Annotated in this window: 13 protein-coding genes; 5 read left to right on the top strand and 8 right to left on the bottom strand. The window is 66.9% G+C overall.

Features of this window, described 5'->3' with window-relative positions; genetic code table 11:
- Nucleotides 1–24: 24 nt before the first annotated feature.
- The gene (locus ACTOWJ_RS06060; RefSeq protein WP_441333700.1) at nt 25–2,763 is read left to right on the top strand and encodes a peptidoglycan-binding protein; all 2,739 of its coding nucleotides are present in this window, start codon (nt 25–27) and stop codon (nt 2,761–2,763) included.
- A gap of 282 nt (nt 2,764–3,045) precedes the next feature.
- Nucleotides 3,046–3,246, top strand: coding sequence for a hypothetical protein (locus ACTOWJ_RS06065; protein WP_441333701.1), 201 nt, complete (start codon nt 3,046–3,048; stop codon nt 3,244–3,246).
- 201 nt (nt 3,247–3,447) lie between these two features.
- Here the strand turns inward: ACTOWJ_RS06065 and ACTOWJ_RS06070 are convergent, their stop codons facing one another.
- Nucleotides 3,448–4,491, bottom strand: coding sequence for a TraB/GumN family protein (locus ACTOWJ_RS06070; protein WP_441333702.1), 1,044 nt, complete (start codon nt 4,489–4,491; stop codon nt 3,448–3,450).
- A 283-nt stretch (nt 4,492–4,774) separates the two neighbouring features.
- On the opposite strand from ACTOWJ_RS06070, the gene ACTOWJ_RS06075 reads away from it, so the two are divergent.
- Genes ACTOWJ_RS06075 through ACTOWJ_RS06085 form a run of 3 tightly spaced genes read left to right on the top strand, consistent with a single transcriptional unit; the run spans nt 4,775 to nt 7,101 of the window.
- Nucleotides 4,775–5,179: a hypothetical protein gene (locus ACTOWJ_RS06075; protein WP_441333703.1), complete on the top strand. Its 405-nt coding sequence runs from the start codon at nt 4,775–4,777 to the stop codon at nt 5,177–5,179.
- Between the two features lie 10 nt (nt 5,180–5,189).
- Entirely contained in the window at nt 5,190–6,758 is a 1,569-nt protein-coding gene (locus ACTOWJ_RS06080) for a PepSY-associated TM helix domain-containing protein (RefSeq protein ID WP_441333704.1), read from the top strand.
- Between the two features lie 10 nt (nt 6,759–6,768).
- Nucleotides 6,769–7,101 carry a DUF3325 domain-containing protein gene (locus tag ACTOWJ_RS06085; RefSeq protein ID WP_441333705.1) on the top strand — a complete coding sequence of 111 codons (333 nt, stop codon included), beginning with the start codon at nt 6,769–6,771 and terminating at the stop codon, nt 7,099–7,101.
- Nucleotides 7,102–7,342: 241 nt separating this feature from the next.
- On the opposite strand, the gene dxs is transcribed toward ACTOWJ_RS06085, so the two are convergent.
- The 7 genes from dxs to ACTOWJ_RS06120 all read right to left on the bottom strand — a co-directional run bounded on the left by dxs (nt 7,343) and on the right by ACTOWJ_RS06120 (nt 15,473).
- The gene (gene dxs, locus ACTOWJ_RS06090; RefSeq protein WP_441333706.1) at nt 7,343–9,250 is read right to left on the bottom strand and encodes a 1-deoxy-D-xylulose-5-phosphate synthase; all 1,908 of its coding nucleotides are present in this window, start codon (nt 9,248–9,250) and stop codon (nt 7,343–7,345) included.
- Nucleotides 9,251–9,487: 237 nt separating this feature from the next.
- On the bottom strand, nt 9,488–10,705 hold the full coding sequence (locus tag ACTOWJ_RS06095; protein WP_441333707.1) for a hypothetical protein: 1,218 nt from the start codon (nt 10,703–10,705) through the stop codon (nt 9,488–9,490).
- A 140-nt stretch (nt 10,706–10,845) separates the two neighbouring features.
- Nucleotides 10,846–11,358: an HNH endonuclease gene (locus tag ACTOWJ_RS06100; protein ID WP_441333886.1), complete on the bottom strand. Its 513-nt coding sequence runs from the start codon at nt 11,356–11,358 to the stop codon at nt 10,846–10,848.
- A 187-nt stretch (nt 11,359–11,545) separates the two neighbouring features.
- Nucleotides 11,546–12,055, bottom strand: coding sequence for a hypothetical protein (locus ACTOWJ_RS06105; RefSeq protein ID WP_441333708.1), 510 nt, complete (start codon nt 12,053–12,055; stop codon nt 11,546–11,548).
- Between the two features lie 94 nt (nt 12,056–12,149).
- Entirely contained in the window at nt 12,150–13,940 is a 1,791-nt protein-coding gene (locus ACTOWJ_RS06110; RefSeq protein WP_441333709.1) for an acyl-CoA dehydrogenase C-terminal domain-containing protein, read from the bottom strand.
- Between the two features lie 118 nt (nt 13,941–14,058).
- A complete protein-coding gene (locus ACTOWJ_RS06115) occupies nt 14,059–14,541 on the bottom strand; it encodes an LEA type 2 family protein (RefSeq protein WP_441333710.1) in 483 nt (160 codons plus the stop codon).
- A gap of 284 nt (nt 14,542–14,825) precedes the next feature.
- A complete protein-coding gene (locus ACTOWJ_RS06120) occupies nt 14,826–15,473 on the bottom strand; it encodes a response regulator (RefSeq protein WP_441333711.1) in 648 nt (215 codons plus the stop codon).
- Between the last annotated feature and the right edge of the window lie 38 nt (nt 15,474–15,511).

A 15,511-nucleotide genomic window follows, 5' to 3' on the forward strand; every position in this document is an offset into this window, starting at 1 on the left:
TCGAACGACCTCAAGGATTGAATCATGGCCAACATCGATACCCGGAATCTCAATGCCGTCGCTGGCGCGGTGTATTTCACCGTCGGCCGCGGCACGGAAGGCGGTCCTGCGTCGTACCGGTTGTCGGTTGCCGGCGTCGACAGAAGCGAGTGGGGGCAGGTCAGCGCGGTAGCCGCCAACAGCGGCTACAGCATCGGTACCATCCAGGTCGATTTGGGACAGCGCGGTACCTGGCCCTTGGGTGAGACCAGCGGTCGCCCGCTCCGTGCCGGCGAAACCACCTACGTCGACGGCATCATCTCGCAGGCGTCGGACTACGCCAGACGTAACAGCTTGCCGTTTCCCAGCGATACGACTCAGCTGCGCGCCGATCTGCTCACCCATGGCGACGGCGGGGAACTGCGCAACGGCAGGCACCGCTCCTCGATCAGCTTCATCGATGCCGGCACCCGCGAGAGCATTAATGCCTGGGCGAGTTCGGATGAGGGCCGGAGCTGGATCCACGAGAAAGTCGACTATCCCCAGGTCCGGAGCGCCACCCAGACCGCGATGACGATCCTCGACCAGCACGGCAGGAACATCCCGGAAGATCGCCGCTTCGAGGCGATCAACATCCTGGCCAAGACCGCCAATCAGTATCCCAATGGTCTGGACAAACTGCAGACCGTGCTGCGCAACGGCGGCGATTACGATGCCTTGCTCAATGAGGCCAAGGCGATCAAGGCCGACGTCCCGTACTACGCCGGTCCCAAGGCCGCGTCGGTCGCCGAGACCTACGAGAACAATTACAACGACCCCAACCGCCAGCCGGCGATGGATCGCGCCCACGGAAAGGTCAGCCGCGCCGATTACAGCCCAGCCAGCGAGCGCAACGACCCCGACGTCCAGCAGGCCTTGGCGTCGCTTCCCACCGGCCAGCAGCGCAGGGCCGCGACCAACACGGTGCTGGAACTGGGCGAAAGCGGCCGGGAGGTTCGCAAGCTCGAATCCAATCTCGCCGGCCTGGGCTATGCCGACGCGCAGGGCAGGCGCTTGGCGGTGGACGGCAACTTCAGCGGCGAAACCAAGCAGGCCGTGGAAACCTATCAGCGCACGGCGCGGCTTGAGCCTGTGGACGGCAGGGCCGGGCCGCAGACGCTGGGCGTGATCGACCGCGACGTCCGCGGGCTGCAGGAGAATCTCAAGACGCTCGGCGCGGTTCGCGCCAATGGACAGATAGTCGGTGTCGACGGCTACTACGGCGAGGACACGCGCCTGGCAGTCACGACCTTCCAGCAGACGCATGGGCTCGATCCCAGCGGCATCGCCGATCCGGCGACCCGCGCGGCCATCGAGACCGCAGCGCGCGAGCGCACCCAAGGCGGCCAGACGCAGCCTCAGCCGGGCACGCAGACCGCGCCGGCCAATCCAGCCAATCCGGCGCAGCCTGCGCAGACCGCCCCCGCGAATCCCGCGCAACCGGCCGCGCCAGGAACGACGGCGCCGCCCGTCCAAGCCAACGGCCCGCGTTCGTTCAACGACGTGATGCGAGTGGTGCTGCCGCCGCAGAACGGCGTCAACCCGCACATGACCAGCGATTTCGGCCCGCGCACGCTCAACGGCAAGGCCGACGACCACGGCGGCGTCGATTTCAATTACGTCGGCGGGCAGAGCGGCATCAACCTGCGCCATCCGACCGTGCATTCGCCGGTCAGCGGCACCGTGGTGCGGTCCGGCGGCGGCTACAACATGGTGGGCATTCGCGACGATCAGGGTAACGTGCACCAGATCCTGCATCTGGATTCGCGCTCGGTGCAGGTCACCAATCCGCCAACCCGCGTACAGGCCGGCGACCCGATCGGCACCATGGGCGGAGAGGTACCGGGCGCACGCGATATCGCCCAGCACGTCCATTACCAGTTGCGCGATCCCAATGACCGGATCATCGATCCGGAAGCCTATTGGAACAATCCGCAACGCGCCCAGGGAGCCGCGCCCGCGGCCGATGCCCTGGCCGACGGCCGCTTGCAGCGCAACGAACGCGGCGAGCCGGTGAAGGCGTTGCAACAGAATCTGGAAACGCTCGGCGTGCAGTTCCAGGACGCGCAGGGGCGGCGGATCGCCGCGACCGGTTTCTACGGCGCGCAGACCGAAACCGCGGTGCGCGACTTCCAACGCACGCATCAGCTCGATCCCACCGGCGTCGCCGACCCGGCCACGCGCCAGGCGATCGAAACCGCGGCGCGCGAACGTACCCAGGGCGAGCCCTCGCGCAATACGCCGACCGCGCCGCAGCCATCGTCGCAAGCGCCTTCGGCGACGCCGTCGCAGCCCGAAGCCACGCGGCCGGCCGCGGCCCCGGCCAACGCGGCGGGCAACCTGGATTTGCTGACCCATCCGGCCAATCCCCACAACCCCTTGTATAACCAGATCCTCGGCAAGGTGCACGAGGAGGAACGTAAGCGCGGCATTCCGTCCGGGGAGTACAGCCAGAACCTCGCCGCTGCGCTCACCGTGGAAGCGGTGCGCGAGCGCATCACCCAGGTCGATCGCATCGAGTTCAGCCGCGACAGTTCGCTCGCTCGCGTGGTGCAGATAAGCGCGATGGGAGACCGCCCGGAGATCAACCGCAACACCGACGGCGTCGCCACCCAGCAGGCGGTGCGTCAATCGGTGCAGGAAAGCAGCGAGCAGACCGCGCAGGTCGCCAACAACGTCCTTACCCAGGACGCCAACGAGCAGCGTCAGCGGCAGGAGCGTTCCGAAAAAGCGCTGTCGCAGTAGTCGGCTCGCGTCGGCGGCCGTCGCACGGTCGCCGAAGTCGAAGCGCAGCGTCGGCAAAAGCCCCGCACTGGCGGGGCTTTTGTTTGTCGGCCGCTACAGCCGGCTCGTCGACGAGCCAAGACGCCGCCGCCCGGATACGGCCGTTTCGAAGATTCCGCGGCCGCGCAGCGCTGCGGCATCTTCGAAATCGCAGGCTGTGCGAACGCTGCCGACGACAATGGCACAGGCCATCGGGCCCGACCCGGACCGGCAGGGCAGGATGCCGGCATTGCGAGCAAGCCCATGACTCCGACCCCTTTGGAAAAGACCGGCGAGTTCGAGCGCACCGACAACGGTTGGGTGCTCAAGTTCTGGACGCGCGAGGACGCCGGACTGCGTCTGCGCCACGAAGTGTTCGACGACACGCCGGCGTTGTTGCGGCGGATCTATGAAGTGTTCGGCCGCGACGCCAAGCCGATCGCGCCGCCGCGTATCGCCGCCTGAGCCGCGGATCGGTGGGCGCCCGGGCAGCGACGATGCGCTGTGGGAGGGATTTCAGCCCGACGCTTTCCGATCCGGTGAGCTCTACGGACTGACGGAAAAGCGTCGGGGCTGGGGCCTCTCCCACAAGGCGTATGCCCCTGAGCGGAAGCGACAAGCGATTCGAGGCCGCGCTTCAGTTCCCAGCGCAGCCGCTGGCAATGCCTAGGGATCCTCGACCGTATAGCCCGCATCGCGCAGCTGATCGAGCAAGCCGCCGCTTTCCAGCAGATCCGACACCGGCAAAGTAGCGAAGGTGCTGTTGTTCTTGGCGATCGCGACCTGCGCGCGCTGCAACCATTGCGCGGTCACCCGCTGGCGCAGATCGCCGATGTTCAGGCGTTGGGCTACGCCGGTCGCGGCCAGCGCTTCCAGGCAGGTGCGGTATTGGTCGCCCTGCGGCAGCGAGCGCAAGGTGGCGATGTCGCCGATCGCCCAGGCGTTGCCGCGTGCGCGCATCGATTCCAGATCGCCCTCGATGCGCGCGAGCGTCTTGGAAAAACATTCGCGGTCGTCCAGCGCGCTGGCGGAGAATTCCTTGAGCGTGGCCTTGGGGTCGTCGATCTTCAGCGTCACCCGCGCTTCGACGACCGGCACGTCGTATCGCTTGACGGTTTTCTCCACCACCGGTTGGACCACGCCCTTGAGCGACAGGCCCGACTGACGGATCGCCGCTTCGTACAGCTCCTGCGCGGCGAAGATCGGCCGCCACTTCTCCACGCCGCCGTCGCGGCCGATGTAGCGCGCCTTCAACGCCGACCAGCGCGCGTACAGATCCGCAGGCACCACTTCCTGCAAGGTCTTGCCGTCGGGATTCTTGCGCGCCTTCAGCGCGGTCGGAATCAGCATCATGGTGCGAAATACGCCCAGTTCGGTACCGAAGCTGACCGAGGGCGGAGCGATGACTTCCTGCGACTCAGCGATGGTCGCCTCGACGTTGCGCGACAACCAGGTCATGTCCTTCGGCAGCGGGCTCAAGGTGCCCAGGATCCACAGCACGTGACCGCCGCGCATGACCTTCCACATGCCGGGGCCGGGCTGCTCGCCGGTGACCACCAGGGTCTCCATGTCGCGGATGCCGCCGGGCGGCGTCGCCGGCGCGGCGGCGGCACTCGGGGCGGGTGCGCTCTGAGCGGGCACGCTCTGCGCGACCGCGGCGCCGGACAGGGCCGCGGTCAGGAGGAGGGCGGTAACGATGGCTCGACGCATCCGTGGCGCTCCTGGGGGCGGGCAGGCCGGGGTTGGACGGAAGCCGGATCGTAGCCGGTCCGCGACGGCGACTGTGTACTGGTCTGTAACCTGGCCGGTTGCGCAATGCGATTTTGCGCCGCCGTTATCCGTCCGCGGCGGCGCGGCGTTGTGGATACGGCGTGACGAAGTTTGCAAATGAGAACTATTGCCAACTAGACTGAGCGTCGGCCCGCCTGCGCGGGAGCCCGCCAGCCAGGCAGGATGCCGCCCCGGCTCGGCCGCCCTTCGCTACCGATATCGCATGACCGAGACCCTCGCCAATCCGGCCGCCGTGCCCGCGCCCCAGGGCGTGCGCGCCTCGCAACGTTCGCCCGCGGGCGGCGGCGCCGCGCCGCATGCGCGCAAGCCGCGCGCGAAGCTTTCGTGGCGCTACCGCGGCGCGGTCGCCGTGCGGGCGCTCGCCGCCACCGTGATCGGCTATCTGGTCGCGTACGGCTTTACCGCGCTGGGTACGTTGGTTTTGCCGTTTTCTCGCAACGATCGGGTCATAGCGGCCAGCCTGCTGTGCTTCTTCGTTTGGTGCGCGGCGGCGATGTACGCCTTCGCCGCGCGCAGCGCATGGCGCGCGTGCTGGGTGCTGGCGCTGTGGGCGGGTGCGATGTACGGCATCGCGCTGTTGTTCCCCGAAGCCGCGGCACGGCCGTAAGGAGACGCGCATGAAGAATACGTTCTCGCAAGCGATGGCCTGGCTGCACACCTGGGCGGGTTTGGTGATCGGCTGGCTGCTGTTCGTGATCTTCGTCGGCGGCACCATCGCCTGCTTCGACAAGGAGCTCACGCACTGGATGCAACCGGCGTTGCACGGCCACGAGCGCAGCGCGGAAAGCGTCAATCTCGCCAAGGCGGTCGAGCAGTTGCAGCAGGTGTCCAAGCCGCATCCGCACGCGTACTACGTCACCTTGCCCAGCGAGCGCAGCAAGTCGCTGGACGGCGGTGTCTACTACGACGCCGGCACTCCGGATCTGGTTTCGCTCGATCCGGCCACCGGCCGCAAGATACCCGACACCGCGGGCGGCGAATTCTTCTTCACCCTGCACTACAACCTGCACGCGGAAACCTGGGGCATGTACGTGGTCGGCGTCGCCGGCATGTTCATGCTGATCGCGATTTTCAGCGGCATCGTGATCCACAAGCGCATCTTCAAGGACTTCTTCACCTTCCGGCCGAAGAACGGCGGCCAGCGCGCCTGGCTGGACGGACACAACCTCACCGGCGTGCTCGGATTGCCGTTTCATTTGATGATCGCCTACACGGGTGTTGCGATTTTCGTCGCCAACTACATGCCGGCGGGTTTGAATGCGGCCTATAACGGCGATATCGAGAAGTTCTTCGTCGAGGCCGCCGACAGCTACGAACGGCCGGAGACGCATCAGCCGCTCAATACCATCTATCCGATCGACAAGCTGGTCGCCGACGCGCGCGCGCGCCTGGGCCAGCCGATCACCTGGGTCAGCGTGCACCATCCCGACGACACCAGCGCGACGATTTCCTTCGGCGGCGATCACAGCCGCGATGTGGCGTGGAACTTCAACACCGTGTTCTACGACGCGGCCGACGGTAAGTTCCTGCACCAGTCCGGGCCGATGGGCGGCGGTTACAAGACCTATACCTTCATCGGCGGCATGCACATGGCCCAGTGGGGCGGCAGCGCCTTGCGCTGGCTGTACTTCGTGATGGGCATCGGCGGCTGCGTGATGATCGCCAGCGGCATGCAGGTGTGGGTGAACAAGCGCGCCAAGAAGATCGCCGAGGCCGGCAGCGCGTCGGGCTACGGCCTGGTGCAGGCGCTCAATCTCGGCGTGGTCGGCGGCATGCCACTGGCGAGCGCCGCGATGGTGATCGCCAACCGGCTGATCCCGGCCGACGTCGCCGCGCGCGCCAGCGCCGAGATCACGGTGTTCTGCGCGGTGTGGATCGCGGCGAGTCTGTACGCGGCGGTTCCGGCCGTGCACAAGCGCGGCTGGGGCCCGTTCTTCGCGCTCAACGCGGCGGCGTTCGCGCTGATTCCGCTGGTCAATCTGGCGACCGCGCCGAACAGTCATCTGATCGCGACCATCGGTCGCGGCGACTGGTCGCTGGCCGCTGTGGATCTGACCGCGCTGGCGCTGGCGACGGGGTTCGCGCTGCTCGCGCGGCGCTCGTTCGCCAAAGCGCGCAAGCCTGTCGCCGAGCGCAAGCCGCGCCGGCAAGAACGCGCGGGCCAGCCCGCGCTGGCCGATCGCTGAGGGCGCGCGCATGCTTTGGTTCGGTTTGTGTCTGGGTGTCGCGGCGTGGTGCCTGTTGAGCCTGGGGCTGGAAAAGCACCATCAACAGGTGTTCGCCTGGCCGTTCAACCCATCGCGCGCGCGTTGGCTGCGCGCGGCCGGCTGGCTGTTGCTGGCGGTGGATTTCGCCTTGTTCGTGAGCGGTTGGGGATGGGCGCAAGGCCCGATCTTCTGGTTCGCCACGCTGATCGTTTCGGCGCTGGCGTGGACGTTGCTGATGACGATGGCGCCGAAGGCGAGCACCAAGGTCGCCGCGCTGGTGGTGCTCAGCGCGCTGGTGTCGATTCCGGTGTGGGCGGGCTGAGACCGAGCGTCGCGCCGCGTGCCAGCGCATGCGAACCGCAGGCTGCGCATCGCGCTTAGCCGCGAAGTCTTTTGTGGGAGGGGCTGAAGCCCCTCCCACAATAATTCTGATAGGTCGTCCCTGGTGTTGCAGGGGCACAGCTTCGCTGCGGTCGCGTCGCTGCAGCCGAAAACACTACGCCGCAAACGCAACGCGCCCGGCAAGGCCGGGCGCGAGATTTGATCCGAATCGAGTGCGATGCTCAGCCGATAGCGCTTTGCACCGGCGCCGTGGCGATCTGCGGCCAACGCTTGAGCACGCTCGCGCGGATCGAAGCCGAATCCAAACCGGCCTCGGCCAACAATTGTTCGCGGCTGGCGTGGTGTTGGAATTCGTCGGGCAGACCCAGGTGCAGCATCGGCAACACGATGCCTTCGGCGGCCAACAGTTCGGCCACGCCGCTGCCGGCGCCGCCGGCGACGACGTTGTCTTCGAGCGTGACGAAGCCCTCGTGGGTGCGCGCCAGCTCCAGGATCAGCGCGCGATCGAGCGGTTTGACGAAACGCATGTTGACCACGGTGAGGCCGAGTTCGGCGGCGACCGCTTCGGCCGCCGGCACGATCGCGCCGAACGCGAGCAGGGCGATACGCGAACCCTGACGGCGCAGCTCGGCCTTGCCGATCGGCAGCACGTCGAGAGTGGGCTGGATCGCCGCGCCCGGACCGGTGCCGCGCGGGTAACGCACCGCGGCCGGGCCTTCGTAGCGATGGCCCGTGCTGAGCATCTTGCGGCATTCGTCTTCGTCGGCCGGCGCCATCACCACCATGTTCGGCACGCAGCGCAGATACGACAGGTCGAGGTTGCCGGCGTGCGTCGCGCCGTCCGGACCGACCACGCCGCCGCGATCGATCGCGAACAGCACGTCGAGGTGCTGGATGGCGACGTCGTGCACCAACTGGTCGTAGCCGCGCTGCAGGAAGGTGGAGTAGATCGCGACGACCGGTTTCGCGCCTTCGCAGGCCATGCCGGCCGCCAGCGTCACGGCGTGCTGCTCGGCGATGGCGACGTCGAAATAACGCTGCGGGTATTCCTTGCTGAAACGCACCAGGCCCGAGCCTTCGCGCATCGCCGGGGTGATGCCCATCAGGCGCTCGTCGGCGGCGGCCATGTCGCACAGCCATTCGCTGAAGATGTCGGTGTAACTGGGCTTCTTCGCGCCGGGCTTGCTGATCAGGCCTTTTTCGGGATCGAACGGGCCGACCGCGTGATAGCCGATCTGGTCGTCTTCGGCCAACTCGTAGCCTTTGCCCTTGGTAGTGATGATGTGCAGCAGCTGCGGACCCTTGAGGCCCTTGAGCGTCTTCATCGCGCTGAGCAAGGCGGGCAGGTCGTGGCCGTCGATCGGGCCGGTGTAGTGGAAGCCGACTTCTTCGAAGAAGGTCGACGGCACGAACATGCCCTTCCAATGTTCTTCCCAGCGGCGCATGAACTTGGCCGCCGGCTTGCGCTTGTCGCCGAGCAGTTTCTTGCCACCTTCGCGGATCGCGTTGAGCGTGCGGCTGCCGGTGAGGCGGCCGAGCATCTTGGTCACGCCGCCGACGTTCTCGGAAATCGACATCTGGTTGTCGTTGAGGATCACCAGCAGGTTCGGTTCCGGATCGGTCATGCCGCCGGCGTGGGCCAGCGCTTCGAAGGCCATGCCCGCGGTCATCGCGCCGTCGCCGATCACCGCCACGATCTTGCGATCGTCGTTCTTGCGCTGCGCGGCGATGGCCATGCCGAGCGCGGCCGAGATCGAAGTCGAGCTGTGGCCGACGCCGAAGGTGTCGTATTCGGATTCGTCGCGCTTGGGGAACGGGGCGACGCCGTCCTTCTGTTTGACGGTGTGGATCTCGTCGCGGCGGCCGGTCAGGATCTTGTGCGGATAGCACTGATGGCCGACGTCCCAGACCAGGCGGTCGACCGGCGTTTCGTACAGCCAGTGCAGCGCGACGGTGAGTTCGATCACGCCCAGGCCCGCGCCGAAATGTCCGCCGACCAAGGCGACTTGTTCGATCAGATAGGCACGCAGTTCCTCGGCGATCGCCGGCAGTTCCTCTTCGGGAAAGCCGCGCAGGTCGGCCGGGGCCTGGATACGGGAAAGACGCGGGTAGCGCTGTGAATCGATCATCACGACCATCTGGCATTCAGCTAGTCGAGCATTGTCCTGCCCCAAGGTGAGGCGGGCAAGAAGTGTGACGGTTTGAGGTTCAGCTCGAACCGTCATAAAACCAGGCCGCAGTCCCGATCCGAGCCTGATTTGCACCGATTCGCGCCGATCTGCACCGAACCGTGCCGAATGCCGCCATTGGCCGGTTTTCGGCACACCGTCGCAGCTCGGCGGCTGCGACGATCCGACGCGGGCGGCTCAGCGGCCGCGCAGGCGTCCGAACAGGCCGCCGGACTTGGCCGGTTCGGCCGGGGTCGGGTCGCCCTCGGGCTCGGCGAAGCCGGTGGCCAGGTTGGCGTTGATGAAATCGGCGACCTCGCTCTCGGTGACGCCGCTGGCTTCGGCGATTTCGGCGAGGGTGGCCGGCGCCTTCATCATCACCGTGGCGATGCGGAAGTGCTTGGGATATTCGCGTTCGGTCTGCGGCCACTTGGTCATGCGGTAGCGGCGGTGCGGGTCGTGGCCCGGGGCCAGGCGGCCGCGGCCGGCGAGCAGATTGCCGAACCACACCAGCCGCGTCAGGGGCATCGGCGCACCGAGTTGCACGGCGGCGCTGTCCCATTGCGCGGCCGGCAGCAGCTCGAATTCGGCCGGGGCGAAGCCGCGATCGAACAGGCCCGACAGCGGCTTGAGCGCGGCCGGGCCGTGGTATTTGCGGTGGTCGGCGTCGATCAGGATGCGCTCATTGCCGCTGCCCACGCGCAGCAGTCCGCGCAGACGGCCGGGGACCAGCCAGTCGAGCATGCCGTCGCCGCTTACGGTGATGGTGGGTACCGAAGGGGAAACCGACACGGCGGCGGTTGCCGGCGCTACGACCGCAGGTGCGACCGGAAACGCGGGCGCGGAAGCCGCCGCCGGGGGCGGTGTTGCGGGAACGGCAGGAGCGGCAGGAGCGGCAATCGGAGCGGCCGCCACGGGCGCGCGAGTCGCGGGAATTGCGGCCGTCGCCGCTTGCTGCGCGACTGCCGCCTTGGCCCGAGCCAGGTCGGTCTGCAGCAGTTCGACCACCACGTCGGGCAGTGCCGCGGTCGGATCGGTGCGCGGTTGCTGCGGAATCTGCACCGTGGCCGGCGCCACCGGCGCGGGAGCCGGCGTGGGCAACGACTGGCCGCTGTGGGTCGCGATCTCGCCGAGCAGGCGCACCAGCGAGTCGGCACTGAAGGGGTGGGTCAGCAGATAGTCGGCCTGGGTGCGCTGGGCCGCGGTCAGTGCGACCACCGCCTTGCCCGAGGCATGCAGGCGCAGCCAGCTCATCGGGCCGTACATGCTGTCCATGTCGACGACGACGAAGTCGGCTTGTTGTTCCTGCACCAGAGTCCAGTGTCCGCCGAGTTGCGCATTGGCCACCTTGAAGGCAGTCTGCAAAGCAGACTCCGTCGCCGGGTCCATGCCGGTCAGACCGAGGGTCAAAGGCATCTTGGTTACATCCGAAAGTCGATGATGATCAGTGTCCGGGAGGACAGGATGGTCGTCAACGAGCGTTATGCGTCGCATTTGCGCGCAGATCGGCATGCCCGGTGTGGACACAGGTCCGATACTGCGACGGATTTCACGACTTAACCGCTCAGTCGTGCGTTCTTCGGCAACTGGTTTTTCAAGAACGCCATCTGGTCGGCCAGGATGTTCCTGTTCGACAGGATCAGGTGCTCGACCCAGCTCGGCCGGTACGGTACCGCGAGCAGCGGCATGCTCGCCTGCTGCGGGGTGCGATTGCCCTTGCGCGAGTTGCAGGCGAAGCAGGCGGCGACCACATTCTCCCAGATGTCGCGGCCGCCCTTGGACACCGGCACGACGTGGTCGCGGGTCAGGTGCGGGCGGTGGAAGTCGTGGCCGCAATACATGCACAGATGGCCGTCGCGGGCGAACAAGGCGGCGTTGGTCAGCGCGGGCGTGGGATCGAGCGCGCCGGGCCGTGCGTGGCCGCGCGCTGCGACGATGGGGTGCAGCTCCAGGATGCTGCGCTCGCCGGTGAAGCGGTTGATGCCGCCGTGCACTTGCAGGCACGGATCGCCCAGGGTCCAGGCGACCGCGCCGCGCGCGTAGAGGCAACTGGCCTCTTGCCAGTTCATCCAGTCGAGCACGCGCCCATGCGCATCGAGCGACAACAGCCGCACCGAGTTCAATCGTTCCAGGGCATTGCGAGGGACGGCGCGCGGGCCGGTCCAAGGCGAATAAGGATCGCCGACACCGGATGCATCCGGCTCACGCTGAAGCATTTCAGCGTGGGTTCCGGTTCGGACCAGGCGGATCTTCGCTCTATCGGTCTCCATCGGGAACCCAGCTTATACGCTCTTGGTTACATTTTGTGTAGATGGGCGTCCATGCGGGTGGGGCGAAGAGGGGCGTTCGTGGTGGTCGCGGGTTGCGGATGCGGGTGCGAAGCAGCTCGGTCGCGACATCGTTCGGTCGCAGCCGGATATGGTTTTTCGTCGTGACCGAAGGAAAAGCATCGGGGCTGAAGCCCCTCCCACAAAAGACTTCGTGAGCTTCGAGGTTGCCGAAGGCTTCGTGAGCTTCGAGGTTTCCTGTGGGAAAGCCGGAGGCTTCTTGAGCTTCGAGGTTCCCTGTGGAGGAGCCGAAGGTTTCATGAGCTTCGAGGCTTCTTGTGAGGCAGCAGAAGATTTCGTGAACTTCGAGGCTTCTTGTGGTGCAGTCGAAGACTTGGCGAGCTTCAAGGCTTTTTGTGGTGCAGCCGAAGACTTCGCGAGCTTCGAGGCTTTTTGTGGGAGGGGCTTCAGCCCCGACGCTCTTCGTTCCGATCGCCATGCGCTTCGCCGCAGCGAGGCCAGGCAAGAGTGTCGGCCCGCCGCGAAGCCCTCCGGACAGGAAGACTTCGCGGCGCGCCGATCGCGGCCTGGGCTCAGTTGCCGAAAGCTTCCGCGGCGAGGTTCATCAACGGCGCAGTGCCGCTGTCGATCGCCGCCTTGTGCGCCAGGGTGCGCGGCAGGATCCGGCTGAAGTAGAAACGCGCGGTTTCGCGCTTGCCGTCCTTGAAGTTTTGCGACTGTGTCGAAGCCTCGGCCGCGGCGACGCTGCGCGCCCACCAGTAGGCCAGCGAGACGTAGCCGGAATAGAACAGGTAGTCGTACGACGCCGCGCCGACTTCGTCGGCATCGGCGGCCGCGCGCTTGCCGATGGTCATGGTCAGTTGCAGCCACTCGGCGGCGATCTTGCGCAGCGGCGCGATGAACTCGGCGACTGCGGCATTGCCTTCGTTCTGCGCGCAGAACGCCTCGATCTTGGCCAGCATCACCTGCAGGCCCGCGCCCTGCAATTGCATGACCTTGCGACCGAGCAGATCCAGCGCCTGGATGCCGGTGGTGCCTTCGTACAAGGTGGTGATGCGTGCGTCGCGTGCGAGCTGCTCCATGCCGTGCTCGGCGATGTAGCCGTGGCCGCCGAAGCATTGCAGCGCGTGGTAGGTGCATTCCACGCCCCATTCGGTCAGGCAGGCCTTGACGATCGGGGTCATGAAACCGATCAGCGCATCGGCCTCGTTGCGTTCCTTTTCGTCCGGCGCGGCGTGAGCGATATCCACCTGCAGCGCGGCGTCGTAACCCATCGCCCGGCCGCCTTCGACCAGCGCCTTGCAGGTCAGCAGCATGCGCCGCACGTCGGGGTGGACGATGATCGGATCGGCCGGCAGTTCCGGAAACTTGGTGCCCGACAGCGAACGCATCTGCAGACGATCGCGCGAGTAGCGCAGCGCGTTCTGCAGCGCGCGGTCCGACAACCCCAGACCTTGCAGGCCGACTGCGAGGCGCGCGGTGTTCATCATCGTAAACATCGCCATCAGGCCCTTGTTCGGCTGGCCGATCAGATAGCCCTGCGCGCCGTCGAAGTTCATCACGCAGGTGGCCGAACCGTGGATGCCCATCTTGTGTTCCAGGCTGCCGCACCGCACCGCATTGGCCTCGCCGATGGCGCCGTCGCGCGCGACCTTGACCTTCGGCACGATGAACAAGGAAATGCCCTTGCTGCCGGCCGGTGCGTCGGGCAGGCGCGCGAGGACCAGATGGATGATGTTGTCGGTGAGGTCGTGCTCGCCGGCGGTGATGAAGATCTTGGTGCCGCTGATCGAATATGAGCCGTCGGCCTGCGGCTCGGCCTTGGTTTTCAGCAGGCCCAGGTCGGTGCCGCAATGCGGTTCGGTCAGGCACATGGTGCCGGTCCAGCGGCCTTCGACCAGCGGCTTGAGGAACACGTCTTGCTGCCACTCCTCGCCATGGTGCAACAGCGCTTCGGTGGCGCCGTGCGAGAGCAGCGGGAAGTTGCCCCAGGCCAGATTGGCCGCGTCGATCATTTCCTTGAGCGGCACGCCGGCCGCGTGCGGCAAACCTTGGCCGCCGAACTTCACTTCAGCGGTGAGACCCGACCAGCCGCCTTCGACGAACTGGGTGTAGGCCTGCTTGAAGCCCGGCGGCGTGGTGACCGCGCCGGTGGCCTTGTCGTGGCTGCAGCCGATCTGGTCGCCGATGCTGTTGAGCGGTGCGAGCACGGTCTCGTTGAACCGCGCGCCTTCCTCGAGCACCGCATCGAGCGTGTCGCGGGTCGCGTCGGCGTAGCCCAGGCGCTGGAACTGGGCTTCGGCGCCGAGCAAGTCGAACAGGACGAAGCGCATGTCGGTGAGGGGGGCTTGGTAGGTGCTCATGGGTATCCAGGATTCGAGATTGGGGATTCGGGATTGGCAATGGCAGCGGACGCGGGAGGTGGCTGGAGGGTCGGCCCTGGGTTTACGAATCCCCAATCCCGAATCCCCGATCCCGGCTTTACCGCATCACCCCGGGCAAGCCCGGCGCCGGGCTCAGCGCGCTGCTGCGTTCGATGTTGAAGATGCGTTGCTTGGCCTGATCGGGCGTGGCGGCGATGTCGCCCTTGAGGCTGTAGTTGAGGCTGCGGCCGCCGGCCAGGGCGTCGGCGATGGCGAGCTTGGCGCCGCCGGAGGGCTTGAGCGCGACGGTGACCACATCGGCCGATTCCGGGCCGATCGACAGGGCCGGCTGGGACTGCAGTTGGCCGGCGCTGTCCTCGCCGAGCTTGAGCTGCAGGTCGATGCGGTCGAACTGCATCGGGATGCTGCTGAAGTTCTCGATCCGCACGTCCACCGACCAACTGCCGTCGGCGCGCACGGTCAGCTGTTGGATGCGCGCGGCCGGCTCGGAGACGCGGCGCACCGACCCGGACTTGCAAGCGGCCAATAGCGCGAACACCAGCGCCAGACCGAAGACCCGCACCCAGACCCCTGCTTTCATGCCGCCGCTCCGTATCGTTCGATGCCTTGGGATGGCGAGGATACTACGGCGAATGGTGGGGCCGGCAGGGCCGGATCGGCGGTTTCGGGAGGTGGGCCGAGGCCGTTGGGGGTGTGAGGGGCGAAGGAGGGAGGGGGCGTCGGGGCCTGGTTTTCTTGGTCGCGGCTTGCGCCGCTCCTACATGAGCTGCCTGTAGGAGCGGCGCAAGCCGCGACCACGCCAACTCAACCGCTACGCATCCCACGCCCACTACAGTTCCCGGGCCACCGCCGAGCCGGCCTGCCTCAATCCACCAGGCCCTTGCGCAAGGCGTAACGCACCAATTCGGCGGTATTGCGCACCCCGAGCTTCTCCAGCACCCGGCCGCGATGGTTCTCCGCGGTCTTCACGCTGATCGCCAACTGGCGCGCGATTTCCTTGGTGGTCAGGCCTTCGGCGATCAGGTGGAACACCTCGCGCTCGCGCGCGGTCAGGCGTCCGTACGGATCGCCGAGATCGCGTTCGGGATGGCGCAGTTGCTCGGCCAGCGCGCGCGCGGCCTGCGGGCCGAAATAGCCTTTGCCGGCATGCACGCTGCGCACCGCCGCGATCAGCTCGGCGGCGGGGCTGTCCTTGACCATGTAGCCGGTGGCGCCAGCGCGCACGGCTTGCAGCACGTACTCGTCTTCCTGGTGCATGGTCAGCACCAGCACGCGTGCCTCGGGCTGACTTTCGAACAAGCGCCGGATCACTTCCAGGCCACTCAGCCGCGGCATCGACAGGTCGGTGACGACCACATCCGGGCGCAGCGCTTGCGCCAGCCTGAGCGTTTCCACGCCATCGGCGGCTTCGGCGACCACATCGATGCCGCCGCCGCGCAGAAGATTCACCAGGCTCTCGCGAACCATGGTGTGGTCGTCGGCGATGAGCACGCGAACGGGCGGAGAGGTCATGTCCGCAGCCTGCGCAGGGCTTCGCCGCGCGTCAAGCC

This window comes from Lysobacter sp. CA199, assembly GCF_052078715.1.
GTDB lineage: Bacteria > Pseudomonadota > Gammaproteobacteria > Xanthomonadales > Xanthomonadaceae > Lysobacter.